The following is a 26,838-nucleotide window of genomic DNA, read 5'->3' on the forward strand; positions in this document are numbered from 1 at the left end:
GACGCGCATTGGTGCGGGAGGCCCCCGAGCCCCCGCCGCCCCCAGGTCAGCGCCCCGGACGCCCCCGTTGACCCCCGTTCCGGCCGGTCTAAGCTGTGCCGGTGAGCAACCAGTCAGCAGGCAGGTCCGGCCGGTCGGCCAAGCCCCGCACGCCCAGGAGCCCGGAAGCCCAGCAGCGGCAGCGGGACATCCTGCACATCGCGATGGACACCTTCGCCGCCCGTGGCTACAACAACGCCTCGCTCGCCGAGATCGCCGAGCGGGTCGGCCTCACCCAGGCCGGTGTCCTGCACTACTTCCGGTCCAAGGCGCTCCTGCTCACCAGCGTCCTCGAACTGCGCGACCAGTCGGACATCCAGCAGCTGGGCCCGGACCGCCCGCAGGGCCTGGCCTTCCTGCGCCACCTGGTCGACACGGCGATCCGCAACGCCGAACGCGAGGGCATCGTCCGCCTGTACGCCGTCCTGTCGGCGGAGTCCGTCACGGACGACCACCCGGCGCAGGACTACTTCCGGGACCGCTACGACGGGCTGCGGGGCTTCGTCGCCGACGCCCTCCGCGAGGCGTGCGGCCTCCCCGACGACGGTTCGGAGAAGGTCGGGCACGCGGCCAACGCGGTCATCGCCGTGATGGACGGCCTCCAGGTCCAGTGGCTGCTGGCCCCCGGCGCCGTGGACATGGCCGCCTCGACGGACCTGGTGGTCAACGCCCTGCTCAGGACCCTGGCCCCGGACCGCTTCGGCGCGGACGGCTGAACGGCCCCACGGGTCACCCCTCGCGCGCGAGGTAGCGCCGGAACCCCTGGGCGCGCGGCTCGAAGCCGCACGACTCGTAGAACGTGTGCACGTACGCGTCATCCGCGGCAAGCAACTGCACCTTGTAGCAGCCGGCCTCCTCCGCGAGGCCCACCACCGCGTCCAGCAGCCGCCGCCCGACGCCCCGTCGGCGGCCGGCCCCGGCGACCACGACGTTCTCCACGAAGAGGATGCCCCGGCCGCCCCGGGTCAGGTTCGGCATGACGATGCTGTCGGCCGTTCCGACGACGGCCCCGTCGGCCTCCGCGACGAGAACGGTGCGCCCCTGCTGTGCCGCGATGCGCGCCCACCCGGCCCGGGCGGCCTCCGGCGACAGGGCCGGGTCGTCGGGGTTCACCTCGCGGTAGAGGGCGAGCAGTGCGGGAAGGTCCTGCTCGGCGGCGGTTCGTACGGTGATCTCCACACCCGTGAGCCTAGGGGCTCCTGCGTTCCGGTGATCTTGCGGTGGAGGGCGATCCGTTCCGCCCCCGGACGACGTTACCCGTGAGGTGCGGCCCCGCACCGCGTACCGGACGAGCAAGGGTGTGAGACACGGGATGACCCGCATGGACCGCAGAAGCATGATGCGACTGACCTCGGCGGCGACGATCACCGGCGGACTGGCGGCCGGAGCCGCCGGAACCGCCCACGCGACACGAAGGGCCGACCGGCAGTTCACCCTGCACGGCAGGCGCACCGGCGCGAACATCCCGGACGTGCTGACCGTCGGCCTCCCGTACTTCGTGCGTTACGACCTGACGGACGCCGACGGCCGTGCCGTGGGCACCGAGAACGCGCACTGCATGCCCGTCACCGTGGGGCCCGACGGCTCCTTCGTCATGGCCACCCTGGTCCTGGCCCTCACCGACGGCATGATCACGGCCTCCACCGCCTTCCAGCGCCCGCTCCCCGCCGTGACCGAACTGCCCCTCGACTCACGCCGCTGGACCCACGAGTTCGCCGTCACCGGTGGCACCGGCAGCTACAGCGGCGCGGAGGGCTCGGTCACCATCGAACACCTCACCCGCGACGAGGACACCCTCACCGTCACCCTGACGGACGGCACCGAGTAGGGGCACCCGCGGTCCTCAGGGCTTCAGCGCGTCATAGGCGCCGTCCCGGAACGTGAAGACCGTCGGACGGGTCTCGTCCTCCTCGCGGAAGAAGCCGCCGGGCCCGGGGCTCGCGACGTGCGGGGCGAGCAGGTCCAGGACCGTGACCAGTTCGCCCATGTCGTCGTCCAGCCAGTAGTTGCGGCTGTAGAGGCCCCAGCCCTTGTCCTGGAGGCGCAGGGAAGCGAAGTCCCCGCCGGGGAGGCGCGTGTGCGGGTCCGGGCGGAGCAGCGGATACGCGTACTCCTCCTCGCCGTACCCCGGCGGTGGCTCCTCGGTCAGGCCGAGGTGCCACCGCAGGGCGTCCAGCACCGGGGCCGGGGTGTCCTCGCGGAGGAAGCAGGTGAAGACGACTTCGTAGTGCAGGCTCATGGGCCGCATTGTGCCCGGCGGTGTCCGTCAGGCTTCGCGCACCGTCGCCAGCACCTCGTCCCGGACCTGCCCCATCAACTCCTCCGTGGCCGCCTCCACGTTGAGCCGCAGCAGCGGTTCCGTGTTGGACGGGCGGAGGTTGAACCACCAGTCGGGGCCGCTGACGGTGAGCCCGTCCAGGGTGTCCGCCGTGACGCCGGGGCGGGACTCCCACTCCGCGCGGACCTCCGCGGTACGGGCGGCCTGGTCGGTGACCGTGGAGTTGATCTCGCCCGACGCGGCGTACCGCTCGAAGCGGCGGGTCAGCGCCGACAGCGGGCCGTCCTGGCCGCCGAGCGCGGCGAGGACGTGGAGCGCGGCCAGCATGCCCGTGTCCGCGTTCCAGAAGTCGCGGAAGTAGTAGTGCGCGGAGTGCTCGCCACCGAACACCGCCCCGGTACGGGCCATTTCGGCCTTGATGAACGAGTGGCCGACCCGGGTACGGACGGGGGTGCCGCCCGCAGCGCGGATCACCTCGGGCACCGCGCGCGAGGTGATGAGGTTGTGGATGACGGTCGCACCCGGGTGCCGCGCCAGCTCGCGCGAGGCGACCAGGGCCGTGATCGCCGACGGCGAGACCGGGTCGCCGTTCTCGTCCACGACGAAGCAGCGGTCCGCGTCCCCGTCGAAGGCGAGCCCGAGGTCGGCGCCCTCGGCGCGCACCCGGGCCTGGAGGTCCACGATGTTCGCCGGCTCCAGCGGGTTGGCCTCGTGGTTCGGGAACGTGCCGTCCAGCTCGAAGTACATCGGCACCACGGTCAGCGGCAGCCCCGCGAGCACCGTCGGGACCGTGTGGCCGCCCATGCCGTTGCCCGCGTCCACCACCACCTTCAGCGGGCGGATCGCGGACAGGTCCACCAGGGAGTGCAGATACGCGGCGTACCCGGCCAGGGTGTCCTGCCCGGTCACCGAACCCGCGCGGGCGGCCGGGGCCGGGGCGCCCTCGTCCGTCCACCGCTCCACGAGCGCGCGGATGTCGGCGAGACCGGTGTCCTGGCCGACCGGTTCCGCACCGGCCCGGCACAGCTTGATGCCGTTGTAGCGGGCCGGGTTGTGCGAGGCGGTGAACATCGCACCGGCGAGCCCCAGCGAGCCCGACGCGTAGTAAAGCTGGTCGGTCGAGCACAGCCCGATCTCCGTGACGTCGGCCCCCTGCCCGGTGGCGCCGCGCGCGAACGCCCGGGCCAGACCGGGGGAGGAGGGCCGCATGTCGTGCCCCGTCACGATCGCGCCCGCACCGGTCACCCGGACGAACGCGGCACCGAACAGCTCCGCCGTCGCCTCGTCCCACTGGTCCGGCACCACACCGCGTACGTCGTACGCCTTGACGAGCCCCGACAGGTCGGTCCGGGGCGTCGGTTCAGTCACGGGCGTCGTCACAGGTGTCTCCATGGGCGGTACGGGAAGAGGGCGGGGCGAGGAACCACACGGCCGTGTCGGGCGGCAGCGCGTCCCCGTCGAGCGGTCCACTGCTGAGCAGCGGGCGGCCGGGCGCGGGTACGGACTCGGCGCCCAGATTGACGGCGCACCCCAACTCCCCGCGCCGGAACACCAGGATGGGCGCCCCCGGCTCCGAGAGCCAGACGGGCGGCGCCGCCGGGTCCGGGGCCGGATGGGCGCGGCGCAGCCGGAGCGCCGCCCGGTACAGGGCGAGCGTCGAGCCGGGGTCCGTCTCCTGCGCGGCGACGGTGAGACCGGCCCAGCCATCGGGCTGCGGCAGCCAGGTGGCCCCGGCGTCCGCCGTGGTGAAGCCGTACGGCGCCCGCGCGCCGGACCACGGCATCGGCACCCGCGCCCCGTCGCGCCCGCGCTCCGTGCGGCCGGACCGCTCCCACAGCGGGTCGCGGATGCGGTCGACGGGCACCTCGGCCTGGGGCAGGCCCAGCTCTTCGCCCTGGTAGAGGTACGCGGAGCCGGGCAGCGCCAGCATCAGCAGCGCGGCGGCGCGGGCCCGCGCGAGCGAGCCGTACCGGGTGACCGGACGCACCGCGTCATGGCTGGAGAGCAGCCAGGTGACGGCCGCGCCCGGCACCCCGAACGAGTCGTCGATGACGCGCCGCAGCTCCGCCGGGTTCCAAGCCGCCTCCAGGAAGGCGAAGTTGAACGCCTGGTGCATCTCGTCGGGGCGGATGTAGCGGGCCAGCCGCGCCGGGTCGAAGACGGCCGACTCCGCGACCATCACCCGGTCGTGCGGCGCCACCGCCCCCGGCGGCGCCGGATGGGTGTCGAGCAGCGCCCGCCACTCGCGGTACAGCGGGTGCAGCTCCTCCTGGTCGTAGTAGGGCATCAGGTGGTTGCGCAGCGGGTCGGCGTGCTGCCCGGGCCCGGCGTCCGGCAGGCCCTCCGCCTTGAACAGGGCGTGCGCCACGTCCACCCGGAAGCCGTCCACCCCCCGGTCCAGCCAGTAGCGCAGGACCTCCGTGAACGCGTCGCGCACCTTCGGGTTGCGCCAGTTCAGGTCGGGCTGCTCGGACGCGTGCAGATGGCAGTACCACTCGCCGTCCGCGACCCGCGTCCAGGCGGGTCCGCCGAACGCCGACTGCCAGTCGTTCGGCGGCAGTTCCCCGGCCTCGCCCCGGCCCGCCCGGAACAGGTACATCTCCCGCTCCGCCGACCCCGGGCCCGCCGCGAGGGCGTCCAGGAACCACGGGTGGCGGTCCGACGTGTGGTTCGGGACGAGGTCCACGATCAGCTTGAGGCCCAGCTCGTGGGCGCGGGCCGTCAGCCGTCCGGCGTCCGCGTCCGTCCCCAGGTCCGGGGCGACGCCCGTGTAGTCGGAGATGTCGTAGCCGCCGTCGGTCAGCGGGGACGGGTAGAACGGGGTGCACCACACGGCGTCCGCGCCCAGGTCCCGGATGTGCTCCAGGCGCGCGGTCAGGCCGGCGAGGTCGCCCGTCCCGTCCCCGTCCGAATCGGCGAAGGCCCGGGGGTACACCTCGTAGCAGACCATGTCCTGCCACCAGTTCATGCGGGGACTCCTTCGAAGAGGGCCGGGCCGGGGGCCAGGACGTGCTGCTCGGCGCCCGTCGCGGCGGCGACCGTGGCCGCCTCGGCGACCGCGACCGCCGCGAAACCGCTGACCGGTCCGGCCACCGGGGGCTCACCCGTACGGGCCGCCCGCACCAGATCGGCCATCGCGGCGCGCACGCTCTGCGCGTACACGTACGGCTTGCGCGGCTCGCCGCCCAGGTCCAGGACGGCGGTCACGCGGTGCGGCACCGTGCGCTCCTCGCCCCGGCCCCGGCCCGGCGCGGCGGGCCCGGCGTCCCGCTCCACGCGCACGGTGATCCGCTCGCCGCCGCCGGGCCGGAACCCCTCGACGGCCAGCAGGTCGTCCCGCAGCTCCGGCAGCTCCTCCCAGGCACGGGCGCCGTCCTCGTCCACCCACGCCGTGATCTCCGCGTGTACGGGGATCCAGCCGCTGATCCGGCTCTCCGCGAACCCGTGGTCCAGGCGCATCAGCTGCCGCTCGGCGCGATGGGCGTGCGTGAAGGAGTGCAGGTGCGAGGCGAGCACGCCCCCGGGGTGCACCACATCGGCGCTGACCATGTCGACCGGGCCGCCCGGGCGGGCGACCGAGGTGGCCCGCACGCTGACCGGGTCGGAGCCGAGCAGCGCGCGGGCGGCGTCGAAGAAGTGGACGCCGTGCTCGATGAAGATGCCGCCGCTGTGCGCCGGGTCCCAGAACCAGTGCCCGGGGCCCAGGTCCTCGTCGGACGCGTCGTTCTCGAACAGGAACCGGCGCGGCGGCGCGAGCAGCCCCCGCGCGGTCAGCCGCTCCACCGCCCGCAGCAGCGGGTTGTAGCGCAGCACATGGTCCACGACCAGGGCACGCCCGGCGCGCCGCGCCTCGTGGACGACCGCCGAGGCGTCCTCGGTCGTGGTGGCGAGAGGCTTCTCGCAGAAGACGTGGCGCCCCGCGCGCAGCGCGGCCGTGGCCATCGCCGCGTGGGTCGCGGGCGGGGTGGCGATCAGCACGGCCGCCACGTCGTCCCGCTCGAGGAGCTCGTCCAGCGAATCCAGCGCCGGAACGCCGTGCCGCTCACCGAGCAGCCGGGACCGCTCCCGCGAGGGGTCGGCGACCGCCGCGAGCCGCAGACCGGGCAGCCCGGCGATCGCGTCGAGGACGAACTCCGCGAAGCCGCCGCAGCCGGCCAGGCCGATACCGAGGGCGCCGTCCGTCATGCCGTGCGCTCCAGGAGGGCCACGCCGATGTGGGCGTCGGCCATGCCGTAGAACACGTACAGCTCGCCGTCGATCTCCTCGATCGCCGTCGGGAAGACGACGTTCGGGACGGTGCCCGAGCGCTCCTCCTCGGTCTCCGGGGCCATCAGCGGCTGGTCGGAGCGGGCGAGGACACGGGACGGGTCGGCCGGGTCGAGGATCATCGCCCCGGCCGCGTACGCCACGTCCTGGTTCTGCGCCCACGGGTCCTCGATGGTGCCCGACACGCCGTGGTGGATGAGCAGCCAGCCCTCGGGCACCCGGATCGGGGCGGGGCCGCCGCCGATCTTCAGGGACTCCCAGGGGTACTCGGAGAGGGCCAGCAGCCTGTGGTCGCGCGGCCGGACCAGGGCGGTGATGTCGGCCTCCACCTCGGCGACCGGCACATAGCTGATCCAGATGCCGGGGCGCTCGTCGGTGACACCGGCGGGCAGGTGGACGCCCTCGCCCGGGCGGAACCAGCCCAGGTCCCACATCGGGCGGTGCAGCATCGCGTACGCCATCTCGCCGTCCGGGCCCGGGACCGGCTCGGGGAAGTGGACGACGTCCTTGTTCGGGAAGAGGTTGAGGTCGGTGTCCAGGTCCGGCTGGTAGGCGAACTGGATCGGGCCGAGACGGGTCCAGTCGGTGAGGTTCTCGGACACGGCCAGCGCCGGCTTCGGGCCGAGCGGGCCGTAGGCCACGTAGCTCATGACGTGCTTGCCGAGCGACGGTATCCAGGTGATGCGCGGGTCCTCGACCCCGGCGTTGTTCTTGCCGCGCTCCCAGCCCTCGTCGGGGGAGAGGACGGTGCCGCGGCGCTCGACGCCGTTCGGGACGCCCGCCCCGTCGAAGGTCACCTCGGCGAGGCCGACGCGGGAGACGTTGCCCTCGGCGACCAGGCGGGGCAGCAGGTGCAGGGTGCCGTCCGGGGTGCGGCCGGAGGCGGGGTTCAGGACGCCCTCGACCTCGTTCGCCTCACCGGCCAGCGGGGACATGACGACACCCTTGCGGACCATGCGGTAGGGGATTGTGGTGGCGGTGGTGGTGTTGCTCATGGCGTTTAGCCCTTTACTCCGGAATCGATGTCGGTAGAGGTGAAGTGGCGCTGGAACAGGAGGAACAGGACCACCGCGGGAAGGGCCAGCACACAGGCGCCGGCCAGCAGGGCACCGGCCGGGTTGGCCACCGTGCCCTGGAGGTTGGAGAGGAAGCTCGCGAGCGAGACGGCCAGCGGCTGCATGTCCGCGTTCTTGGTGACGAGGAACGGCCACAGGAACTCGTTCCACGGACCGATGAACGTCAGCAGCAGCGCGGTCAGTACGGCCGGCCGGGCCATCGGCAGCGCGATCTTCCACAGGATGCGCAGCTCGCTCGCACCGTCGATACGGGCCGCCTCGAAGAGGGACTGCGGCATCTGCGCGAAGAACTGGCGGAACAGGAACACGGCCGTCGAGTTGATCGCGAACGGAAGGATCATGCCCAGGTAGTTGTCGCCGAGCCCGTAGTCGCGGACGACCAGGACGTACAGCGGCAGCGTCAGCAGCTGGAACGGGATCATCTGTACGAGCAGGAGGGCCGCGAAGACCGCCCCCTTGCCCCGGAAGCGCAGCTGCGCCAGCGCGTACCCGGCGAGCACCCCGAACACCAGCGTGCAGATCAGCACCCCGATGGTCATGATCCCCGAGTTGAGCAGGGACCGGCCCAGCGAGATCGCGCTGTTGACCGCCGCGTAGTTGTCACCGGTCAGCCCGGACGGGACCGCCGCCGACAGGTCACCGACGGTCTGCCCGCGCAGTGAGCCGACGATCATGTAGTAGAAGGGGAACAGGAAGGCGACGGCGCCCAGCGACAGCAGCACGTAGCGGACGGCGCTGCCCGTGGCGAAGCGGCGGGCGGGCCTGCGGGTGGTGGCGCTCATGTCAGTCGCCCCTCTCGGTGAGCTTGCGGGCGGCGATCGACACGACCATCACGAAGGCGACGAGCACGACGCCCAGAGCCGCCGCGAAGTCGGGATGCCCCTGCTCGATGCCCTTCTGGTACATCAGCAGGACGGGCGAGGTCGACGCGTGGTCGGGGCCACCGCCGCCGGTCAGCAGATACGGCTCGCTGAACAGGTTGGCGCCGGTGATGATCGCGTAGATCACGACGAGCGTCGTGGCCGGCCGTACGCCCGGCACGGTCACCGAGAAGAACTGCCGCACCTTGCCCGCACCGTCCATGGCGGACGCCTCGTACAGCTCCTTGCCGACGTTCTGGAGCGACGCCAGGTACAGCATCACGAAGAAGCCGAGCTGCTTCCAGGTCACGAAGACGGCGATCATCGGCATCGCCAGATGCGAGTTGACCAGCCACGACGGGTCCGGGGCGTGCGACCCCAGCAGGTGGTTGACGAACCCGTCCGAGCCGAAGAGGAACTGCCATACGGCGACCAGGGCCACGCTCGCCGTCACATACGGCACGTAGAACGCGGCGCGGAAGAACCCGCGCCCCCGGATCTTCGAGTTCAGCGCCGCCGCCAGCACGAGCGAGAGGCCCACCGTCAGCGGCACGTTGATGACGAGGAAGATCAGGATGTTGAGGAACGCCTGCCCGACGACCGGGTCCGTGAACACGTCCCGGTAGTTCGACAGACCCACCCACGGCGAGTCGATGTCCGTGCCCGGCGCGGTGAAGTAGAAGCGGTGGAAGGAGATCCACACCGTGTAGACCAGCGGGACCGCGAAGACCACCACGATGAACAGCACGTACGGCGACACGAACAGCGCGCCGGCCCGTGACAGGCCACGCCGTGCCCTGCCGCGCGGGGCGGGTGCACTCGTGCGTACGGCGCCGGGCGCCGCGTCCAGGTTCACGCTCATGACGGGTCCCCGTACTCGTTCAGCAGGTCGGTGATCTCGGACGACGCCTTGCGCAGCCCCGCGTCAGTGGACTCGCGGCCGAACACGACCGACTTCGTCCACTCGTCGCGGAACGCCTGCCAGATGTCGATGGAGCCCGGCACGTTCGGCACCTCGACGACGCGCTCCGCCTGGTCGGCGAACGCCTTGTACGTCGGGTTCTTCGCGAAGTAGCCGGGATACTTCGCCGTCAGGTCCTCGCGCATCGGCATCTGGCCGGTGGCCTCCAGGAACTTCCCGTCCTGTGCGGTGGACGAAGCGAACTTCAGCACGTCCCAGGCGGTGCCCCGGTTCTTGCAGGCGCTGAACATCGCCGCGGACTTCTCGTCACTGAAGGAGTGCTTGCCGCTGCCGCCGTCCGCGGTCGGAACGGGGGCCACACCGATGTCCACATTGTCCTTGTACGCGGCCACGGCCCACGCGCCCACGGTCGCCATGGCGGTCTTGCCGTCGTTCACCGGGTCGCCCGGGTACTGCTCCTGGGGCGCCAGCTTCTCCGCGTACAGGGTGCGCCAGAACGCCGCGACCTGCCGGCCCGCCGCCGAGTCGAACTGCGGCTTGCCGTCCTCGATCAGCTGCTTTCCGCCGCTCTGCGCGGCGAACGCCGGATAGAAGTCGTACCAGGGCTGGAAGAAGTCACTGCTCGGCGAGGGCCATATCGCGGCCTTCGCGGCGCCGCTGTGCACGAGCGTCCGGGAGGTTGCGAGGAATTCCTTGTACGTCGCCAGCTTCGGGTGCTCGGGATCGAGACCGGCCTTCGCGAACAGCTTCTTGTTGTAGAGGATCATGACCGGATTGCTCTTCCACGGCAGCTGGTAGAACTTGCCGTCGGTGGAGCGGTACTGGTCGGTGAGGGAGCCGCCGCGTCCGGTGATGTACTTCTCGCCGTCCGGGAAGTCACTGAGGGGGACGAGGCCGTTCTGCTTCTGGAAGGTCGGCACCGCCGCCGGCGAGGTGTTGAAGGCGAGACAGGCCGTCGTCCCCGCGATGATCGAGGCGCTGATGGCCTCCTCGGAGGTCTTGCCGGCCGGGATCTGCTGCGCGGTGACGTGCTGGTCGGGATGGGCCTTGTTCCACGCGGCGACCATCGCCCTGCCCCACTGCACCTCCTGCGCGTTGTTGGAAAGCCAGACCGTGATCGGGCCGCGCGCCGTGGCGGCGGTGGCCGGATCGGGAGCCGACCGGCCGCAGGCCGTCGCCGTGCCCGCGAGGGCGAGCACGAGCAGCGCGTACGCCGTTCTCCTCAGCATGATTGATCTCCGAACTGTTCACGCGCGGCCTCGTCGCCGCACGGAATCGCCGGTCGGCGCGAGCGCGACCGGTCGATTGCCCCCGTTACGTCACCGGCGGGGCGCCGGCCCCATCGACGCCCGGGGCACGAACTGCGCCGGGGGCAGCCGCACATGGTCGGCGGCGCCCTCGGCGACGACCGCGTCGAGCGCGCGGGCTGCCGCCTCGCCCCAGCCCCGGGCGTCCGCCCGCGCGGAGGCGAGCGGCGGGAAGCTGTACCGCGTCAGCGGCGCGTCGTCGTAGCCGACCAGCGACAACTGGTCGGGCACCCGGACACCCAGCTCCTGGGCGACCGAGAGCCCGGCCATCGCGGCCAGGTCGTTGCCGTAGACGATCGCGGTCGGCGGCTCGGCCGAGGCCAGCAGCTGCCTGGTCGCCTGCGCGCCGCCCTCGGGCGTGAACCCGCCGGGCAGCACGGGGCCTTCGGGCAGGCCGAGCGCGCGGAGGGTCTGCTCCCACGCGCTCCGGCGCCGGTGGGCGTGCAGCAGTTCCTGCGGCCCCTCGACGTGGGCGATGTGCCGGTGCCCCAGCTCCGCGAGGTGGCGGACGGCGGCCGTGTACGCCGGTTCGTCGTCCAGGCTCACCGCCGTCAGGCCGTCGCCCCACTCGGGCTGGCCGACCACGACGGCCGGCAGCCCCAGCTCCCGCAGCAGCGCGGGGCGCGGATCGTCGCGGCGCAGGTCGGTGAGGAGGACCCCGTCCACCTGCTGTTCCGAGGCGAGGCGCCGGTAGACGCCCTGCTCGTTGTCCGGGGCGGTGATGTGGATCATCAGCCCGTCACCGCGCTGCCCGATCACCGCCTCGACCCCGGCGATGAACGCCGGGAAGAAGGGGTCGGCCCCGACTTGCTCCGCGTCGCGGGCGAGGACGAGCCCGAAGGCGCCGGCCTTGCCGAGGGAGAGGGCCCGGGCCTGACGGCTGGGGGTCCAGCCGAGCTCCCGGCTCGCCGCGAGGATCCGCAGCTTCGTCTCCTCGGCGACACCCGGCCGGTCGTTCAGAGCGAAAGAGACCGTGGCGCGTGAAACACCGGCCCGCCGGGCGACATCCGCGATGGTGGGCTTGCGTGCCATGGGCCTGGACTTCCTTGCCGGCGGGCCGAAGACGATTGTCTTCAAACCGGTTTGACTGCTCGAACGAGGACAACCAAACCGGTTTGGGCGGAGGGCGTCAAGAGGTCGAAGCCTGTGATGCCCGTCACCGGGGAGGGGCTGAGGCGGCCGGCCGCCCGGCGCGCGAAAGGTCCACTTGTGGGAGGGCGTCGTCCGGCCGTCCCGCCTGCGAGGGGACCGCCTGCGCGGGGATCCGGGCGCGGGCCCGGGCCAGCAGGCCCGCCGGATCGGGCTCCGCCTGGAGCGAGGCGAGGGCCAGCCGCCACCACTCCTCGAGCCGTTCCGTCCAGCCCCACTTGCCCGGCATCTCGTCGGTCAGGGTGCAGTGCCCGTAGAACCCGCACACCAGCGCCACGGCGGCCGCCGACGGCTCGACCCCGTCCGCGAGTTCGCCCCGCGTCCGGGCCTGGGTGAGGAGCCGGGCGCAGGCCAGCGCCCAGGAGCCGAACGGTGTCGGCACGGGCGCCCCGATGGTCCGGCGCTCCGCCCACAGCCGCGCGCCCGCCCGCGCCACGACGTCCTCGCTCAGGGACTGGGCGACGCGGAAGCTGAGCGCGACCAGCTTCTCCAACGGGGGGATGCCGGGGGCGGCGTAGGCGGTGGCGAGCTGCGGCCAGGTGGCGAACTGTTCGCGCACGACGGCGAGCGCCAGCTTTTCCTTGCTGGAGTAATGGAAGTAGATCGCGCCGGTGGTCTTTCCCGAGTGGTCACTTATGTCATTGACACTCGTTCCCGCATATCCCCGTTCTACGAATAGATGTGCCGCCGATTCCAGCAGCACTCTGCGGGTTGCGCGCGCCCTGTCCTGCACTTGTTCCACCTTCGCTCATACGTGCTAGCGCCGCGACATGAAAGGCCGTCACGCTCCTTGCGGGGGCGCAGTCGCATCGCGCGACGATCCTATTATTCATCGCCCGGGCCGCGCAGCCTGGCGGTACTTCTTCAGGTATTCGGTGCACTCGAATTGGTGATTGCGGAATTCGGGGCCGCCGAAATAACGTAATGGTCATGATGTTTCGGACGGGCTGATCCTCGGGGTCTCGAGTCCGTCGCGGCGCCCAGCGGAATCGACCTGGCCGCCGCGGTCACGGAGCGACGCCCGCGTCCGATTCCTCCCCTCCATAGGTGTGCCTCCCGGCACATGTCTGCGCCCTCGTGGTTCACCGGTCGGCGCAGCCTCCGAGAACGGCGGTTACATGACAGCTCATCGCATCTTTTCCTGGTCCCCGTCCGCCCTCGTCTTCGACTGCGACGGCACCCTGATGGATACGGAAAGGCACTGGCAGGAGGCCCGCACCATCACCTTCCGGCTCTTCGGACTCACCCCGCCCGCAGGGTTCGCCGACCGGGCCAAGGGCGTGCACTACGTCGAGTGCGGGGCCCTGATGGCCCAGGAGACCGGGAAACCGGACCTGGCCGACGAACTCGCCGACACCCTCCTGAGCACCTTCACCGGGCTGGTCGAGGAGGACCCGGTCACCATGCCGGGCGCCGCCGCGCTGGTCCGGCTGGCCGCCCGCCACCGCCCCCTCGCGGTGGCAAGCAACTGCCCCCGGGTCACGGTGGAGTCGTGCCTCGACCGGGCCGGGCTCCTCGGCTGCTTCCAGCATGTGGTGGTCGCCGGCGAGGAGGTACGGCCGAAGCCCGAGCCGGACGTGTACCGGGCGGCCGCCCGCCTCTGCGGCGTACCGCCGGAGGAGGCCCTGGCCGTGGAGGACTCGCTGACCGGCATGGAGTCGGCGCGCCGGGCCGGCCTCCGGGTGATCGGCATCGGGACGCGCCCGCCGGACCCGGACGGCGAGCGGGCCGACCTGTGGGTGACGAGCCTGGCCGACCCCGAGCTGCTCAGCTGGGCCCGCAGCCGCCTCGGCCCCTGACCGGTGGGTCGGTCGCGGTGAGGTGGGGTGCCGGTGGGTCGGTCACGGCGAGGTGGGGCACGGCGAGATGGAACGTTGGCCGACCGGTGGGTCAGTTACCGGCGAGGTGGGGCGCCAGCTGCCGCACCGTGCCCGCCGCCGACGCGAAGAACAGCGCCATGCCCACGGCTCCCGGGTCCGGGACGCCGGTGGCCCGTTCGCCCAGATAGCTGGCCCGGCCCATGCGTGCCGCCTGGGACGCGGTCTCCCGCACCCCTCGCCACGCCTCGGCCGCGGCGGCGGCCAGGGCGTCGGCGGGCGGCGCGTCCCCGGCCGCCCGCAGCGCTTCGGCCGCCGGGGCCAGCGCGTCGACCAGCGTCTTGTCGCCGGGCGCCGCGTCCCCGACGCGGCGGATCGCGGCCAGGCCCTCGGCGGCGCCCTCGGCGAGCGCGCCCGTCGTCAGCCCGGGACCGGATCCGGCGGCCCGGCCCATCGCCTGGAACAGCAGGCCGAAGAGCGGTCCGCTGGTCCCGCCGACCTCGTCCAGGAAGGCGGTGGCCAGGGCGCCGAGGTACGCACCGGGGCCGGCCGACGCCGCCACCTCGTCGAGCAGCGGCCCGGCGGCCCGGACCCCGGCGGCGAGGTTGGCGCCGAAGTCACCGTCGCCCGCCTGCTGGTCGAGCGCCGTCAGCTCGGCCTCCGTCGCATGGACCGAGTCCGCGAAGTGCCCCGCCCACTCGCGGGTCCGCGTGCCGTCCAGAGCGTCGCTCGTCATGGGCCCTCCTCGTACCTTCGTCCCGCAGGGGGCTGACCGGTCACCACCGCAGTGCCGGGGTGTGCACGGGCGCGTCGTAGAAGTCCAAGGCAGTGCTGTCGGCGGCCATGAGCGTGAGGGAGAACCCCCGCATGTCCAGCGCCGTCACGTACTCGCCCACCAGGTGGCGCGCGAGCCGCACTCCTCGGGCGTCGAGCACGCGCCCCAACTCTCCGAACACCGCGTACAGTTCGAGGGAGGTGACGGCCCCGAGCCCGTTGACGAGAGCGACGACGGGCTCGTCGGCCCCGGGCCGCAACGCGTCCAGCAGTGCCCCCGTCATCTCCTCCACCAACGCGCCCACGGTGCCCTGTTCCCGGGTGCGGGCGGCACGCTCTCCGTGAATCCCCACGCCGTACTCCAGCTCACCGGGCGGCAGTTCGAAGGCCGGCTCGCCGGTGGCCGGCGCGTGGTGCGCGGCCGAGGCGACGGCGAGCGTACGGCACCGTCCCGCGAGGCCCGTACCCAGCTCCACCAGCTGGTCGAGCCCCATCCCCGTGTCGGCGGCGGCGCCCAGGACCTTCTCCAGCAGCACCGTGGCGCCCGTGCCGCGCCGTCCGGCGGCGATGTCCTCCGAGTCGGTGGCCAGGTCGTCGTCCACGAGGACCCGCGCACAGGCGATTCCCGCGTCGGCGAGGCGCTCGGCCGCGATGCCGAAGTTGATCCGGTCGCCGGTGTAGTTCTTCACGATATGCAGCACGCCCCCGGGCCCCGCCACCGCGCGGGAGGCCCGGAAGATCTGCCGGTTGTGCGGCGAGGCGAACACCCTCCCCGGGCAGGCGGCATCGAGCATCCCCGCCCCGACGAACCCCGCGTGCAACGGCTCGTGCCCGGACCCGCCCCCCGACAACAGCCCGACCCGCCGCGTGGGCGCGGTGTGCCGGGCGGTGACGAAACCGTCCGCCGCGTCGTACCGCACCAGATCCGCGTGCGCACGAGCGAAGCCGGACAACGCGTCGGCCACAAGTTCACCGGCGCCGTTCTCGAAGTACCTGGCCATGAGCCGCACCCATCCCGTCCCTGGCGGTGAGGCCGTACGAGCCGACCCGGACGATAATCCCATGGTGCGGGTAACGATCCGCATGCGGCAACTCGCACAGCGTGGCAACGGGGCGGGCGGTGCGGGCGAGCCCTGGGCGTGCCAACGTGGTTCGGTGGTATTCGGAGGACGCGGCGCTCCGGGCGTTCCTGGCCATGGCCCTGTACAACCGGGGCGAGGGTCGCGAGGCGGTGGGGCTGCTCCTGAAGACGCGCTTTGGTTCGGGAACCACACTCCCGGTGAGCGCCCGGCGCACCTCCGGGCCGCGGTCGGCGGCCTGGCGGCCGGTGATCGGGCCGGTCACGGGTTCTCCCCGTCGTCCTGTGAGTCGTTCTCGGAGGTCTCGCCGATGCCGCGCAGTGAGCGGTCGGCGACGGTCACCGCCAGGAACAGGACGCTGGTGGCCAGCATGAACCAGGCCAGGTGGTGCAGCCCGCCGGTGTCGGCGCGCTGCCCGAAGAAGGCGCCGTTGGCGGCCGACGCGGTGATCGCGCCGAGGTAGCCGAAGGTGCGCAGCAGCCCGGCGGACGAGCCGACGCGGTCGCCGTCGGACTGGTGATAGACCGCGTTCTGGAGGGCGAGGCCGTTCAGCCCCTGCGGCACACCGAGGACGACCACGACCGCCAGCAGCATCCACACCGGGCTGTCGCCGTGCAGGAGGAGCAGCAGCGCACACGCCACGATCTGCCCGACCGCGCCCACCAGCAGCTTCCCGCGCACGGCCTGGCGCCGTCCGGTGAGGGCGGAGACGGCGATCCCCGTGGCGAACAGGGGCAGCTGGACCAGCCCGGCCTGCGAGGCGGACAGCCCGCGTCCCTGCTCGGTCCACTGGGTGAATCCGTACAGGAAGGCGTAGGTGACGACGTAACAGAGCAGAGCGCGGCCGTACGTGGCGACCAGCGGCAGATTCCCGCCGAGGACGCGTACGTCGATGAACGGCTCCCCGGCACGCAGCTCGCGCCAGGTGAATCCGGCACCGGCCGCGAGGGTGAGCACCAGCAGCCACCAGGCGCCGCTGCCGATGTCCATCAGGAACAGCAGCAGGCACGACAGTGCCACGGCGAACAGCCCCATCCCCGGCAGATCCAGGCTCCGCACCCAGGGGCGGCCGTCCGTGCGGGCCGTCCCGGGAAGTGCCGGGATGCGGCGCGCCCCGAGGTACAGGCCGAGCAGCGCCAGCGGGATGTTGACGGCCAGGGTGGCGCGCCAGCCGCCGATGCCGACCAGCAGTCCACCGACGCTCGGTCCGACGACGGCGATGGTCTGGGTGGTGATCGCGAGCGCGGTCAGCACCCCGGCCGGGCTCTTCTCACCGGTGCGCCGGGCCTCGCTGCGGATCAGGTACATGGCGGCCGGATAGCCGGAGCAGGTGCCGAATCCCAGCAGCACCCGCGCGGCGACGAGCATGCCGAGGCTGGGCGCCAGCATGCCGACGACCCCGGCGATCCCGGTCAGCGCGGTCCCGGCGAGGAACAGGCGCCGTGGCCCGAACAGGTCGATGAGCCGGCCCATCACCGGCTGGCCTATCGCGGTCGCCAGGTAGAGGGCGGAGATCAGCCACGCCGTCCGGGAGGGCGGAGAGCCGAAGGCGGCTCCGATGGGGACCAGGGAGACCGAGATGATGGAGGAGTTGACCGGGTTGAGGGCGGCCCCCGTCATCATCGGGGCGAGCAGCCGCCGGTCGAAGCCGTGCGCCGAGCCCTCGTCCCGCCCAGGGCGCCACCGTTCGAGGGCGCGCGTCATTCCCGTACTCACGACCGGACGACCCGCTCCAGGACGGTCATCGCCGCCAGAAGATCGCGCCGCTCCTCCTCGGTGCAGTGCTCCTCCAGGGCCCGGGCGAGCCAGCCCTCCCCGGCGCGACGGCGGTCCTCCAGGAAGGTGTGTCCGCTGCCGGTCACGTAGACCAGCTGCCGGCGGCCGTCATCCGGGTCCTGGCGGCGGCTGACCAGGCCACGTTCGACCAGGGCCGCGACGGTGCTCGCCACCGACTGGTGCCGTACCCCCTCGGCGGCGGCCAGACCGACCACCGACGCCTCGCCGTCCTTGTCGAGCCGGCTGAGGACGGAGGTCTGGGAGGGCGTGAGCTCCTCGCGGTCGTAGGTCTCCCGCAGGCGCCGCCGCAGTCGGCTGTACACCACGCGGATCTCGTGCGCCGCGCCGGCGGCCGTCTCGGAGACGGTCTGCTCGGTCTCGTTCATGCGTGCAGGCTAACTGCGCAGCTTGAGCTGCGCAACCAAGCCTGTGCGATGCGGGACGAGAATTCACCCTTGCATGTAACTCCGTAATTACGTAACCTCGTCGCATGGACTTGGAAGAGCGTGTCACCGAGCTGGAACGGCGCCTGGCCGAGCTGGTGGAGGCGGCCCCCGCCGCGCCCGCGGTGCCTCAGGCCGACTTCTGGGCGCTCGACGCGCTGAAAGCACGGCACCCGGTGACGGACGAGGCGGACGGCGCGGTGCTGTTCACCGGGGCGGTGCGCGTACCGACCGGGCATCGCTACGAATGGCAGTACGGCCTGCTGACCGAGACGGTGCTGGACGAGGATTGGCAGGAGGCCGCCACGTCGTTCGCCGCGCTCGGCCATCCCGTACGGCTGACGCTGCTGCGCGAGGTCCTGGGCGGCCTGCGCACCGCGGCGGAACTGGCCGCGCTCGACGGTGTCGGGACGACCGGCCAGGTCTACCACCATCTGCGTCAGCTGACGGGCGCCGGCTGGCTGCACTCCCCGGAGCGCGGCCGGTACGAGATACCGGCGGGGCGAGTCGTGCCACTCCTGGTGGTGCTCACCGCCGCACGCCCCGTGACCTGACCGATCGCGTACGCCGACCGCGTACGCCGAAGACGCACAAGGGGGAGCACATGTTCATGGACCGACGGAAGATCGCCGCGAAGGTCCAGTACGCGCTGTGGGTGGTCTTCTTCGCCCAGATCGTCGTCGGATTCTTCGTGGAACTGCCGTACAACTACTGGCTGAGCTGGCTCCCGGCCCTCGGTGCGATGGGAATCGGCCTGGTGACAGCCCGCTCCGTCCGCCACCGGATCGAGACCGGGGCTCCGCCACCTGTCGCGGTGGAGCCCCCGGTGACCGGTCGCTGGTCCGCGGTCAACAGCCCCGCCGACAAGGTCCCGAGCCACGGAACGCACAGCCTGGCGCAGACCTACGCCATCGACATCGTGGCCGAGCCGGCGGAGGGACCCGAGCGCCCCGCCCCGGTGTGGTTCTGGCCCGTCGCCCGGCGCAACCGGGACTACCCCGCCTTCGGCGCCCCCTTGTACGCGGTCGCGGGCGCGACCGTCGTGCACGCGGAGGACGGCCAGCGCGACCACCTGAGCCGCAGCTCGCTCGCCGGGGTCCTGTATTTCTGGCTGGTCGAGGGGGTGGGCAGGACCATAGGTGGCAGCCGACGCGTCGTGGGCAACCACATAGTCCTGGACCTGGGCGAGGGAACGTACGCCGTGTACGCACACGTCCAGCGCGGCTCCCTGCGTGTCCGGCCGGGCGACGAGGTCGAGCCCGGCCACCTGCTCGGCCACTGCGGCAACTCGGGCAACTCGACCCAGCCCCATGTGCACTTCCAGCTGATGGACGGCCCGGACCTGGAGACGGCGCGCGGAATTCCGTTCACCTGGCACGGGGTCGGGGTGCCGGCCGCCGGCGAGACGTTCACGGTGGACGCGGACGCCTCCGCTCCGGCCCGGCCTCAGGACGCCTGACCCGGACCTCCACCGTTCTCGCCGGGCGGCCCGTCGAGAACGGCGGGGGCGTACTCCAGCAGCTGGAGCCGCCCGTCGAAGACGCGGCTCTCGATCAGATCGAGGCGGACATCCGGGTAGGCGTCGAAGATCCTCTCCCGCCCGGTGGCGCCGGTGATGACCGGGAAGACGACGACCCGGAAGCGGTCCACGAGACCGGCCGCGAGCAGCGCCCTGCACAGACTGAGACTGCCGAGCGTACGCAGCGGACGCGTCTCGGTCCGCTTCATCTCCCGCACGACCTCGACGGCGTCCCCCCTGATCAGCTCGGTGTTCTCCCAGACGAGAGGCGATTCCAGCGTGGACGAGAAGACGACCTTGGGCATGGCGTTCAGCTCGGCGAACCCGGGGTCGTCGGGCATCTGCGCGGCGAACCCCGACATGAGCCGGTAGGTCGTGGCCCCCATCAGACCGACGTGCCGCTTCTCGCCCTCACTGTCGATCCACGCGAGGTATTCGGGCCCCTCCATACCCCAGAACCCTGGCCAGCCCTCGGCGGACGCGTATCCGTCGAGCGAAATGATGAAGTCCACCATGAGGCTAGTCATCGGACTGTCCCTTCACGATCGGCGCGTGTCCCAGTAATGACCGCCACCACCCCGCGAACTCATCGCCGGCCGCGCCGGCGGCTACCACCGGTGGGGGCGGCGGGTGGTGGCGAGGAGGGTCGCCACCGCTGCGACCATGGCCAGGGCGATCGCGAAGTGGGCTGCCCAGGCGCCGGCCGGGGTGGGGCCGCCCCAGGCGCTGGTGGTGTCCTCGCCCGCCGTCGCCAGCGGGTACAGCAGGCCGCGGACGAGTAGAAGGGTCACGGAGGGGGCGGCGAGCGCGAAGGCGAGGGTGTTGGCCGGGAGGCCGCGGAGGGCACGGCCGACGACGGTCCGGAAGCGGTCCGGCTCGGGCGGAAGAGGCGTGGCCGACGGGGACTCGGCCGGCCCGCCGAGGGATGTGAGGCGCCGTTGCAGCCGACCGGCGGCCGACGCGTTGCCGGTCAGGGCCAGCGCCAGCGCGAGGACGGTGGCGGGCAGGGCCAGCAGCGCATGGACCAGGAGCAGCACCGCCCGCCGAGGCAGCGGACGGCGGCGTGCGGGGAGGGCGTCGGGTGCGAGTGCCATGGGGAGCCCCTTCTCGGGTTCGGTGCGATGACCGGACGGTAGGGGCAGGGCCGCACCGACGGCGTCATACCGGGGAGCCAACCCGGCCGTGAGACCTCAGTAGCACGCCCCTCGGGGCAGCGCCCTCCCTCCGGCGGCCGGACTCCTGCGCGTCGAGGGCTGGAGGTTCGGCTCGTACGCCCTCACCCGCAAGGGCCGGCGCGCGTACGCGGAGGACCTGGCGGACGCGGTCGGCGCAGAGGACACCGACCGCGCCGACCGGGTGCTCGGCCGGATCAACGCCCTCCTCGCCACCGCCACGTCCGCCTTCGACCTGACCAGGAATCTGCTGCCGCCCGGCAACTGAGCCCGGGACCGACGGGCTCCGCTGCCGGGGCGCACATCAGACGGGTTCCTCGACGGGGTGTTCCTCGACGCTGTGCGAGTCGGTGAGGCTCAGCGCGCCACCGGCTGCGATCAGGCCGACGAGGACGGCGAGCAGCGCGTAGGTGATCCGTTCGCCGTGGAAGAAGGACGCGACGAGGTCGCCGCTCCACACCCCGGCGGGGAGCGAGGTGGTGACCAGTGCCGCGATCAGCGTGCCGACCACCGCGGTGCCGACGCTGGAGCCGACCTCCTGGGCGGTGTCGTTGAGGGCGGCGGCGATCGAGGTCCGGTTGCTGGGCATCGCGTCCACGAGGGCCACCGCGCAGATCGTCATCACGGTGCGCAGCCCCACGGTCATGAGCACCATGCACACCGCGATGACGGCGTACCCGTGCTCGACGCCCCAGGCGAGACCGGCCAACGACCCCGCCAGACAGGCCGCGCCCACCAGGCAGGCGATGCGGTGCCCGAACCGGCGGGCGAGCCACTCGGACAGAGGGGTGGCCATGAGCATCGTCACGATGATGGGCAGGTTGGCCAGGCCGGCCCGGACCGGGCTCCACCCGTACGCGTACTGGAAGTGCAGGATCAGCCCGAACATCACGCTGGCCATCGCGATCGACGTCCCGATCTGCGCGAGGGCGGCCCCCCGCACCGTGCCGTTCGAGAAGACCCGGAGATCCAGCATCGGCGCCGAGCTGCGCCGCTCGTGCCGGACGAAGGCGTACGCGGCCGCGACCGCGCCCACGATCGACCCCAGGGTGATCCCGGAGAGCCAGCCGTTCTCGACCCCGCTGGTCAGCGAGTAGCAGGCGAGCCCGATGGCGGCGACGCTCAGCAGCGCGCCCGGCACGTCGAGCCTGTCCCTGGTCAGGTCCTCGGGGCGGTCGGCCGGCACGCCGAGCCGGACGCCGATGCACGCGATCAGCGCGATCGGGGCGTTGATGAGCAGCAGCCACTCCCACCGGACGTGCGCCAGCGCCGTACCGCCGAGCAGCGGGCCGAGCACGAAGCCGGACATGCCCACGATGATCATCACGGTCATCGCGCGCATCCGCAGGGCCTTGTCGTCGAACAGGCGGAAGACCAGCGAGTTCGTGATCGGAGCCATCGCGGCGGCGGCCACGCCGAGCGCGGCGCGCAGGGCGATCAGCTCACCCGCGGTGGAGACGAGGGCGACGCACAGGCTGAGCGCGCCGAACACGGTGAGCCCGATGAGCAGCACCCGGCGGCGGCCGAGCCGGTCCGCCATCGATCCGGCGGTCAGCAGCAGGCCGCCGAACGTCAGCGAGTACGCACCGGTGACCCACTGCAACGCGGTCGTGCCGCTGCCCAGGTCGCGGCCGATCGTGGGCAGGGCGATCGACAGCAGCGTGTTGTCGACCATCTCGACGAAGAAGGCCAGGCACAGGGCGGCCAGGGGTATCCACGCCGCACGCAGCGAGGGATAGGAACGGGACCCGTTTCCGGGTGGGGCGGTAGTCATGGCGCGGTCCTTTCGATCGAACATCGTTCGGCTATCGAACGCCGTACGATGAGCTACGATAGAACAGCGTTCGATACGATGCAAAAAGCGAGAGGAACACGCCATGGCACAGCAGCGGCGCCGGGCCGACGGGGGACGCCGCCGGGCTTCGCACTCGATGGAGTCCGTGCTCACCGAGGCGGTGGCCCTGCTGGACGAGGCAGGCGCGCCCGCGCTGACCTTCCGCGCGCTCGCGCAGCGCCTGGGCGGCGGCGTTGCCAGCATCTACTGGTATGTCGAGAGCAAGGACGAACTGCTGGACCGCGCCACGGATCATGTGGTGGGCACGGTGCTCGCCGACATCGAGAAGGCCGCGCCCGGCGACGACCCCATCGACGATCTGCGGGCGATGGCCATGACGTTGTTCGACGCGATCGTGGACCGGCCCTGGCTCGGTGCGTACTTCATGCGCAACACCGACCTCCAGAGCAATTCGCTGCGCCTGTACGAGAAGCTCGGCCGGCAGACGCTGCGCCTGAAGCTCGACGCGCGGCAGCGGTTCCACGCGGTGTCCGCGATCGTCGGAGTCGTCGTCGGCTCCGCCGTCGACATGGGCCAGGAGCCGCCGCAGGAAATCCTCGACGGGGCCGTGGACCGCGAGGAGTACCTCGGCCGTTTCGCCAGTGCCTGGCGCGAGCTGGACCCGGCGGAGTACCCCTTCATCCACGAGATCGTCGACGAGTTCGACGGTCATGACGACGTGGACCAGTTCCGCTCCGCGCTGGACCTGACCCTGGCCGGACTGCGCCTCCAGGCCGGCGCGTAAGCCTCCGCGTCTCAGCGCCAAGGGCCGTGGAGAAGTGGGCCTCAGCCCGCCGCCTTTCGGATGAGCGCGGTGATCTGCTCCTCGGTGGCCGTGGTCAGTTCGGTCAGGGCGTACGCGGTCGGCCACATCGTGCCGTCGTCCAGCGCGGCCTGGTCGCTGAAGCCGAGCGTCGCGTACCTCGACTTGAACTTCTCCGCGCTCTGGAAGTGGCAGACGACCTTGCCGTCCCTGGCGTACGCCGGCATGCCGTACCAGAGCTTCGGCGCCAGCTCCGGAGCGGCCTCTCTGATGATCTTGTGGATGCGCTCGGCGAGGGCGCGGTCGGCGTCCCGCATCTCGGTGATCTTCGCGAGGACGTCCTGCTCCGCCGCAGCCTCCTTCTCGGCCCGGGACGCGCCGCGCCGGGAGGCCGCCTTCTTCTCCTCGCGCGCGTGCTCCTTCATCGCGGCCCGCTCCTCGGCGGTGAATCCGCTGTAGTGCTCGGAGGACTTCGACGTCGGCATGGCAGGGGTTCCTTTCGTACGGGGGAGGGCAGGGCGGAGAGCGGGCGTGCGGGTCAGGCGCGGTCGGCGGGGGCGGCGGGCTCCCAGGCGAAGCCGTCCGGGTCGGTGAAGGCTCCGGCGGTGCCGCCGAGGACGATCCGGTGGGAGCCGGCCGCGTCGTCCGGGACGCCGAGGTCCTTGGCGAGGGCGCGCCGCTTGTACAGGGCCAGCTTCACGGCGGAGGAGTCGGCGGGCCGGAACTCGGCGTACTTCCCGCCGAAGCTCTTGCCGACGGCCAGCCCCCGGTCCACGTAGAACTGCTTGGTGGCCTTCACGTCCCGCACGCCGAGCAGCAGCACGAACTCGTCGATCTCGCGGGTGGCGGGCCCGGTGTCCTTCTTGGCCGAGGTCGCGATCTTCCAGATCGTCCCGTCCGGGGCCTGTACGACGCCGCCGTACCCCCACAGCGACTTGGCGGCCGGCTTCAGCACGGTGGCCCCGGCGTCGACCGCGTCGGCGACGAAGCCGTCGACGGTGGCGGGGCCGGACACGGTGAGCGCCAGGGTGAAGCCGCGGAAACCGGTGTCCTGGGCCTCGCGGGCCCGCAGCCGGATGTGCGTGTCCACACCGAAGGCGGCGTAGAAGCGGCGGGCCGCCTCGATGTCGGCCACCTCAAGGGTGACGGAGGAGAGCGAGGTGGCGGGCTTGGTGTCAGTGGTGGTGTCCATGAACTTCACGTTAGGGGCCGGGCCGGTGCCTGGGCTTCTTGATTCCTGACCGCTCTCGCGACCCGCTGTGCCAGGCACGCCGGCAGCCCCTCGACACCGGGCGCCACCGCCGCGCCCGCGGCCCCGCCCCCGGTGGTGGCCGCCTCGTCCGCCAGGCGGCGGAAGCGCTCCGGGGGCAGGCCGACCAGCTCGGTGAAGCGGGCGGTGAATATCCCCGGTGTCGCGCAGCCGACCGCCGCGCCCACGGCGTCGACGCCGAGACCGCCCCGCAGCAGCAGCGTCGCGCGGTCCACGCGACGCGCGGTCAGATAGGCGTACGGGGACTGCCCGTAGACGGTCCGGAATCGCCGACCGAGGCAGCCGGGTGCCATGCCCGCCCCGCGCGCGAGCGCCACCACGTCCAGCGGCGCGGCGTAGGTCCGGTCGATCAGGTCGCGGACGCGACGCAGCCGCGCCACGTCGGCCGGGCGGTTCCCCGGGGTGCTGCGTATGGGTGAGATGTCCATGTCCAGCAGGCTAGGGACGCCCCGGCGCCCCCCGCTTCTCGATTCCTGATGAGCCCGGCCGGACGCGCCGTCAGGCGCCCTGCCGCTTCCGGGTGGCGTAGGTGCGGGACTTGTTGCGGTTGCCGCACACCTTCATCGAGCACCAGCGACGGCTGCGGTTCTTCGAGACGTCCCAGAACGCCCAGGCGCAGGTGTGCTCCGCGCAGCGCTTGAGCCGGGCCGCGTCGCCCGTGGTGACCAGTTCGTTCCAGGCGATGGCCAGGGCGGCCAGGGGCCGGCGCTCCGGCGGCAGCCCCGGGGCGGCGGTGAGCGTGCCCCGGGCGGTGACCAGCACCGGGTGCGCGGCGAGGACCCGCTCGGCGGCGGCGAGCAGTGCGGGGTCGGGGGTGTCGCCCACATGGGCGCCCAACTCCTCCCTGAGGCCCGCGCGCAGGGCGAGGTAGTCGGCGTGCACCTCCGCCGCGATCTCCGCCGGGGCGTCGAGCAGACCGCGTCCGGTGAGCCAGGCGGACAGCCCGGCGGCGGTCGTGATCTCGTCGCTCGCCTCCTCCACGTCGACCGTGTTGGCGAAGGCTTCGACCAGGACGGCCGGGACCGGCTGCTCCAGCATGCGCGTCACTCCTTCCACACCCCCGCCATTCTACCGGCTATCCGTTTTACCGGTTGCGCGGAGGGAGCGGCGTGGGGCACAGTGCTCTCACCGGCTAACGCGTTAGACGGTGAGACGGCTCGGTGCCGAGACGACCAGGGGGATGGACGGCCATGACCACGACAGCGCCCGAACACACAGGCACCGCGACCGCGCGGCACGACACCCGGACGCGCCTCGGCCGCCGTAACACCGCCGTCCTCGTGGCCTTCACCGCCGCGACCAACCTCGCCGACGGCGTGATGAAGATGGCGCTCCCCCTGCTCGCCGCCCAGCTCACCGGCTCACCCGCGCAAGTCACCGCCGTCTCCCTGACCCTGACGCTGCCGTGGCTGCTCATCGCCCTGCACATCGGCGTCCTCGTCGACCGCTTCGACCGCCGTAGGCTGCTCTGGACGGCGAACGGCATGCGCGTGGCCGCGATGGCCTGGCTCACCGTCACCGCCCTCGACGGCGGCGTCGCGCTCGCCGTGCTCTTCGCCGCCGGCGCGATCCTCGGCGTCGCCGACGTGGCGGCATCGACCTCGGCGTCCGCCCTGGTCCCGGCCGCGGTGCCGCCCGCCGGACGGGAACGGGCCAACGCCTGGATGGTGGGCGCGGAGACCGTGGGGCAGGAATTCGCCGGCCCCTTCGTCGGCGGGCTGCTCCTGGCCGCCGGAACCGGCCTCGCGCTGGGCGTGACCGGCGCCTCCTACGCCCTCGCCGCCCTGGCCCTGCTCCTGCTCGTCGGCCGCTTCCGCCCCGCCGCGCCCGCCCCGGACACGGCACCCGCATCGGTCAACAGCCGCATCGCCGAGGGCGTACGTTTCCTCTGGAACGACCGCCTGCTGCGCACCCTGTCCCTGATCGTCGCCGTGCTCTCCGCCGTCTGGGGTGCCTGGCTGGCGCTCATGCCGCTCTACGCCCAGCAGGCCATGGGCCTCGGCTCCCGCGAGTACGGCATCCTGCTCAGCGCCCTCGGCGTCGGCGGCCTGGCCGGCGCGCTGACGGTGACCTGGGTCAACCGGGTCCTCGGTGCCCGCCGCGCGATGTTCGCCGACCTGATCGGCACCATCGCGATGGTGGCGCTGCCCGCGCTCACGACGAGCCTCTGGGCGGTGGCGGCCGGCGCCTTCCTGGGAGGCATGGGCGGCACCCTCTGGTCCGTCAACGCCCGCACCCTTACGCAGCGCAGGGTGCCGGACGAGATGCTCGGCCGCTACGGAGCAGCATCGCGCCTCTTCAACTTCGGCGCCATGCCCCTGGGCGCGGCGCTGGTGGGCCTCCTGGCCGAACTGTGCGGCATGCGCCTGGCGTTCGGCCTCTTCGCCGCCGCGACCGCGGTGACGCCGGTGCTGTTCATCCGGAACGTGCCCTCACCGTCCGGGCAGAGTACGGCGTCGGGAGTCGTTTAGTTCAGCTCAACCTCGCCTTAGGC

29 protein-coding genes are annotated in these 26,838 nt (G+C 72.3%); 7 read left to right on the top strand and 22 right to left on the bottom strand.

All coding sequences use genetic code 11. The features are described from left to right. Positions 1-101: 101 nt before the first annotated feature. Positions 102-755, top strand: coding sequence for a TetR/AcrR family transcriptional regulator (locus tag NEH16_RS29900; protein WP_374215589.1), 654 nt, complete (start codon positions 102-104; stop codon positions 753-755). A gap of 13 nt (positions 756-768) precedes the next feature. On the opposite strand, the gene NEH16_RS29905 is transcribed toward NEH16_RS29900, so the two are convergent. Next, positions 769-1,218, bottom strand: a complete 450-nt coding sequence (locus NEH16_RS29905; protein ID WP_265546139.1) for a GNAT family N-acetyltransferase — start codon at positions 1,216-1,218, stop codon at positions 769-771. Positions 1,219-1,375: 157 nt separating this feature from the next. Here NEH16_RS29905 and NEH16_RS29910 point away from each other — a divergent pair, with 157 nt between their 5' ends. Then, positions 1,376-1,867, top strand: a complete 492-nt coding sequence (locus NEH16_RS29910; RefSeq protein ID WP_265546141.1) for an allene oxide cyclase barrel-like domain-containing protein — start codon at positions 1,376-1,378, stop codon at positions 1,865-1,867. A 15-nt stretch (positions 1,868-1,882) separates the two neighbouring features. Here the strand turns inward: NEH16_RS29910 and NEH16_RS29915 are convergent, their stop codons facing one another. The 10 genes from NEH16_RS29915 to NEH16_RS29960 all read right to left on the bottom strand — a co-directional run bounded on the left by NEH16_RS29915 (position 1,883) and on the right by NEH16_RS29960 (position 12,600). After that, positions 1,883-2,278 (bottom strand): hypothetical protein, encoded by a 396-nt coding sequence (locus NEH16_RS29915; RefSeq protein ID WP_265546143.1) that lies wholly within the window; start codon positions 2,276-2,278, stop codon positions 1,883-1,885. Positions 2,279-2,305: 27 nt separating this feature from the next. Then, the gene (locus tag NEH16_RS29920; protein WP_265546144.1) at positions 2,306-3,709 is read right to left on the bottom strand and encodes a phosphomannomutase/phosphoglucomutase; all 1,404 of its coding nucleotides are present in this window, start codon (positions 3,707-3,709) and stop codon (positions 2,306-2,308) included. Further along, a complete protein-coding gene (locus NEH16_RS29925; protein WP_265546146.1) occupies positions 3,678-5,285 on the bottom strand; it encodes a glycoside hydrolase family 13 protein in 1,608 nt (535 codons plus the stop codon). The genes NEH16_RS29920 and NEH16_RS29925 overlap by 32 nt, the downstream gene beginning before the upstream one ends. Further along, positions 5,282-6,502, bottom strand: coding sequence for a Gfo/Idh/MocA family protein (locus NEH16_RS29930; RefSeq protein WP_265546147.1), 1,221 nt, complete (start codon positions 6,500-6,502; stop codon positions 5,282-5,284). Before NEH16_RS29930 ends, NEH16_RS29925 begins: the two co-directional genes overlap by 4 nt. After that, the gene (locus NEH16_RS29935) at positions 6,499-7,578 is read right to left on the bottom strand and encodes a glycoside hydrolase family 130 protein (protein WP_265546148.1); all 1,080 of its coding nucleotides are present in this window, start codon (positions 7,576-7,578) and stop codon (positions 6,499-6,501) included. Before NEH16_RS29935 ends, NEH16_RS29930 begins: the two co-directional genes overlap by 4 nt. A 5-nt stretch (positions 7,579-7,583) precedes the next feature. Next, complete coding sequence (locus tag NEH16_RS29940) at positions 7,584-8,441, bottom strand: carbohydrate ABC transporter permease (protein WP_073969167.1); 858 nt, start codon at positions 8,439-8,441, stop codon at positions 7,584-7,586. Between the two features lies 1 nt (position 8,442). Further along, the gene (locus tag NEH16_RS29945; protein ID WP_265546149.1) at positions 8,443-9,381 is read right to left on the bottom strand and encodes a carbohydrate ABC transporter permease; all 939 of its coding nucleotides are present in this window, start codon (positions 9,379-9,381) and stop codon (positions 8,443-8,445) included. Then, a complete protein-coding gene (locus NEH16_RS29950) occupies positions 9,378-10,670 on the bottom strand; it encodes an extracellular solute-binding protein (protein ID WP_265546151.1) in 1,293 nt (430 codons plus the stop codon). The genes NEH16_RS29945 and NEH16_RS29950 overlap by 4 nt, the downstream gene beginning before the upstream one ends. 90 nt (positions 10,671-10,760) lie before the next feature. After that, a complete protein-coding gene (locus tag NEH16_RS29955) occupies positions 10,761-11,780 on the bottom strand; it encodes a LacI family DNA-binding transcriptional regulator (RefSeq protein ID WP_073969170.1) in 1,020 nt (339 codons plus the stop codon). A gap of 124 nt (positions 11,781-11,904) precedes the next feature. Further along, positions 11,905-12,600 carry a ScbR family autoregulator-binding transcription factor gene (locus tag NEH16_RS29960; protein WP_374215628.1) on the bottom strand — a complete coding sequence of 232 codons (696 nt, stop codon included), beginning with the start codon at positions 12,598-12,600 and terminating at the stop codon, positions 11,905-11,907. Positions 12,601-13,015: 415 nt separating this feature from the next. Here NEH16_RS29960 and NEH16_RS29965 point away from each other — a divergent pair, with 415 nt between their 5' ends. Next, positions 13,016-13,696 carry an HAD family hydrolase gene (locus NEH16_RS29965; RefSeq protein WP_265546154.1) on the top strand — a complete coding sequence of 227 codons (681 nt, stop codon included), beginning with the start codon at positions 13,016-13,018 and terminating at the stop codon, positions 13,694-13,696. Positions 13,697-13,787: 91 nt separating this feature from the next. On the opposite strand, the gene dhaL is transcribed toward NEH16_RS29965, so the two are convergent. The 4 genes from dhaL to NEH16_RS29985 form a co-directional block, all read right to left on the bottom strand. Next, complete coding sequence (gene dhaL, locus NEH16_RS29970) at positions 13,788-14,450, bottom strand: dihydroxyacetone kinase subunit DhaL (RefSeq protein WP_265546156.1); 663 nt, start codon at positions 14,448-14,450, stop codon at positions 13,788-13,790. A 40-nt stretch (positions 14,451-14,490) separates the two neighbouring features. Beyond that, on the bottom strand, positions 14,491-15,489 hold the full coding sequence (locus tag NEH16_RS29975; protein WP_265546157.1) for a dihydroxyacetone kinase subunit DhaK: 999 nt from the start codon (positions 15,487-15,489) through the stop codon (positions 14,491-14,493). Positions 15,490-15,828: 339 nt separating this feature from the next. Further along, the gene (locus tag NEH16_RS29980; protein WP_265547431.1) at positions 15,829-17,271 is read right to left on the bottom strand and encodes an MFS transporter; all 1,443 of its coding nucleotides are present in this window, start codon (positions 17,269-17,271) and stop codon (positions 15,829-15,831) included. Positions 17,272-17,279: 8 nt separating this feature from the next. Next, positions 17,280-17,729: a MarR family winged helix-turn-helix transcriptional regulator gene (locus tag NEH16_RS29985; RefSeq protein ID WP_265546159.1), complete on the bottom strand. Its 450-nt coding sequence runs from the start codon at positions 17,727-17,729 to the stop codon at positions 17,280-17,282. A gap of 104 nt (positions 17,730-17,833) precedes the next feature. On the opposite strand from NEH16_RS29985, the gene NEH16_RS29990 reads away from it, so the two are divergent. Together NEH16_RS29990 and NEH16_RS29995 are read left to right on the top strand one after the other, a co-directional pair. Beyond that, positions 17,834-18,340: an ArsR/SmtB family transcription factor gene (locus NEH16_RS29990; protein ID WP_265546161.1), complete on the top strand. Its 507-nt coding sequence runs from the start codon at positions 17,834-17,836 to the stop codon at positions 18,338-18,340. Between the two features lie 56 nt (positions 18,341-18,396). After that, positions 18,397-19,245 (top strand): M23 family metallopeptidase, encoded by an 849-nt coding sequence (locus tag NEH16_RS29995; RefSeq protein ID WP_265546163.1) that lies wholly within the window; start codon positions 18,397-18,399, stop codon positions 19,243-19,245. Here NEH16_RS29995 and NEH16_RS30000 read toward each other — a convergent pair. The 3 genes from NEH16_RS30000 to NEH16_RS30010 all read right to left on the bottom strand — a co-directional run bounded on the left by NEH16_RS30000 (position 19,233) and on the right by NEH16_RS30010 (position 22,251). Next, positions 19,233-19,832 (bottom strand): dihydrofolate reductase family protein, encoded by a 600-nt coding sequence (locus tag NEH16_RS30000; RefSeq protein WP_265546165.1) that lies wholly within the window; start codon positions 19,830-19,832, stop codon positions 19,233-19,235. The two genes, NEH16_RS29995 and NEH16_RS30000, sit on opposite strands and share 13 nt — an antisense overlap. A gap of 81 nt (positions 19,833-19,913) precedes the next feature. After that, positions 19,914-20,399, bottom strand: coding sequence for a hypothetical protein (locus NEH16_RS30005; protein WP_265546167.1), 486 nt, complete (start codon positions 20,397-20,399; stop codon positions 19,914-19,916). A 382-nt stretch (positions 20,400-20,781) separates the two neighbouring features. Further along, entirely contained in the window at positions 20,782-22,251 is a 1,470-nt protein-coding gene (locus NEH16_RS30010; RefSeq protein ID WP_265546168.1) for an MFS transporter, read from the bottom strand. Between the two features lie 157 nt (positions 22,252-22,408). Here NEH16_RS30010 and NEH16_RS30015 point away from each other — a divergent pair, with 157 nt between their 5' ends. Next, the gene (locus tag NEH16_RS30015; RefSeq protein WP_265547433.1) at positions 22,409-23,056 is read left to right on the top strand and encodes a TetR/AcrR family transcriptional regulator; all 648 of its coding nucleotides are present in this window, start codon (positions 22,409-22,411) and stop codon (positions 23,054-23,056) included. A 41-nt stretch (positions 23,057-23,097) separates the two neighbouring features. Here NEH16_RS30015 and NEH16_RS30020 read toward each other — a convergent pair whose 3' ends face one another. The 4 genes from NEH16_RS30020 to NEH16_RS30035 form a co-directional block, all read right to left on the bottom strand. Next, positions 23,098-23,559: an iron chaperone gene (locus NEH16_RS30020; RefSeq protein ID WP_265546169.1), complete on the bottom strand. Its 462-nt coding sequence runs from the start codon at positions 23,557-23,559 to the stop codon at positions 23,098-23,100. A 53-nt stretch (positions 23,560-23,612) separates the two neighbouring features. Beyond that, positions 23,613-24,266 carry a glyoxalase gene (locus NEH16_RS30025; protein WP_265546170.1) on the bottom strand — a complete coding sequence of 218 codons (654 nt, stop codon included), beginning with the start codon at positions 24,264-24,266 and terminating at the stop codon, positions 23,613-23,615. A 5-nt stretch (positions 24,267-24,271) separates the two neighbouring features. Continuing rightward, positions 24,272-24,772 carry a helix-turn-helix domain-containing protein gene (locus NEH16_RS30030; RefSeq protein WP_265546171.1) on the bottom strand — a complete coding sequence of 167 codons (501 nt, stop codon included), beginning with the start codon at positions 24,770-24,772 and terminating at the stop codon, positions 24,272-24,274. Positions 24,773-24,842: 70 nt separating this feature from the next. Next, positions 24,843-25,382: a CGNR zinc finger domain-containing protein gene (locus NEH16_RS30035; protein WP_265546173.1), complete on the bottom strand. Its 540-nt coding sequence runs from the start codon at positions 25,380-25,382 to the stop codon at positions 24,843-24,845. 152 nt (positions 25,383-25,534) lie between these two features. On the opposite strand from NEH16_RS30035, the gene NEH16_RS30040 reads away from it, so the two are divergent. After that, the gene (locus tag NEH16_RS30040; RefSeq protein ID WP_265546174.1) at positions 25,535-26,815 is read left to right on the top strand and encodes an MFS transporter; all 1,281 of its coding nucleotides are present in this window, start codon (positions 25,535-25,537) and stop codon (positions 26,813-26,815) included. Positions 26,816-26,838: the final 23 nt, after the last annotated feature.

The organism is Streptomyces drozdowiczii (genome assembly GCF_026167665.1).
Lineage (GTDB): Bacteria > Actinomycetota > Actinomycetes > Streptomycetales > Streptomycetaceae > Streptomyces > Streptomyces drozdowiczii_A.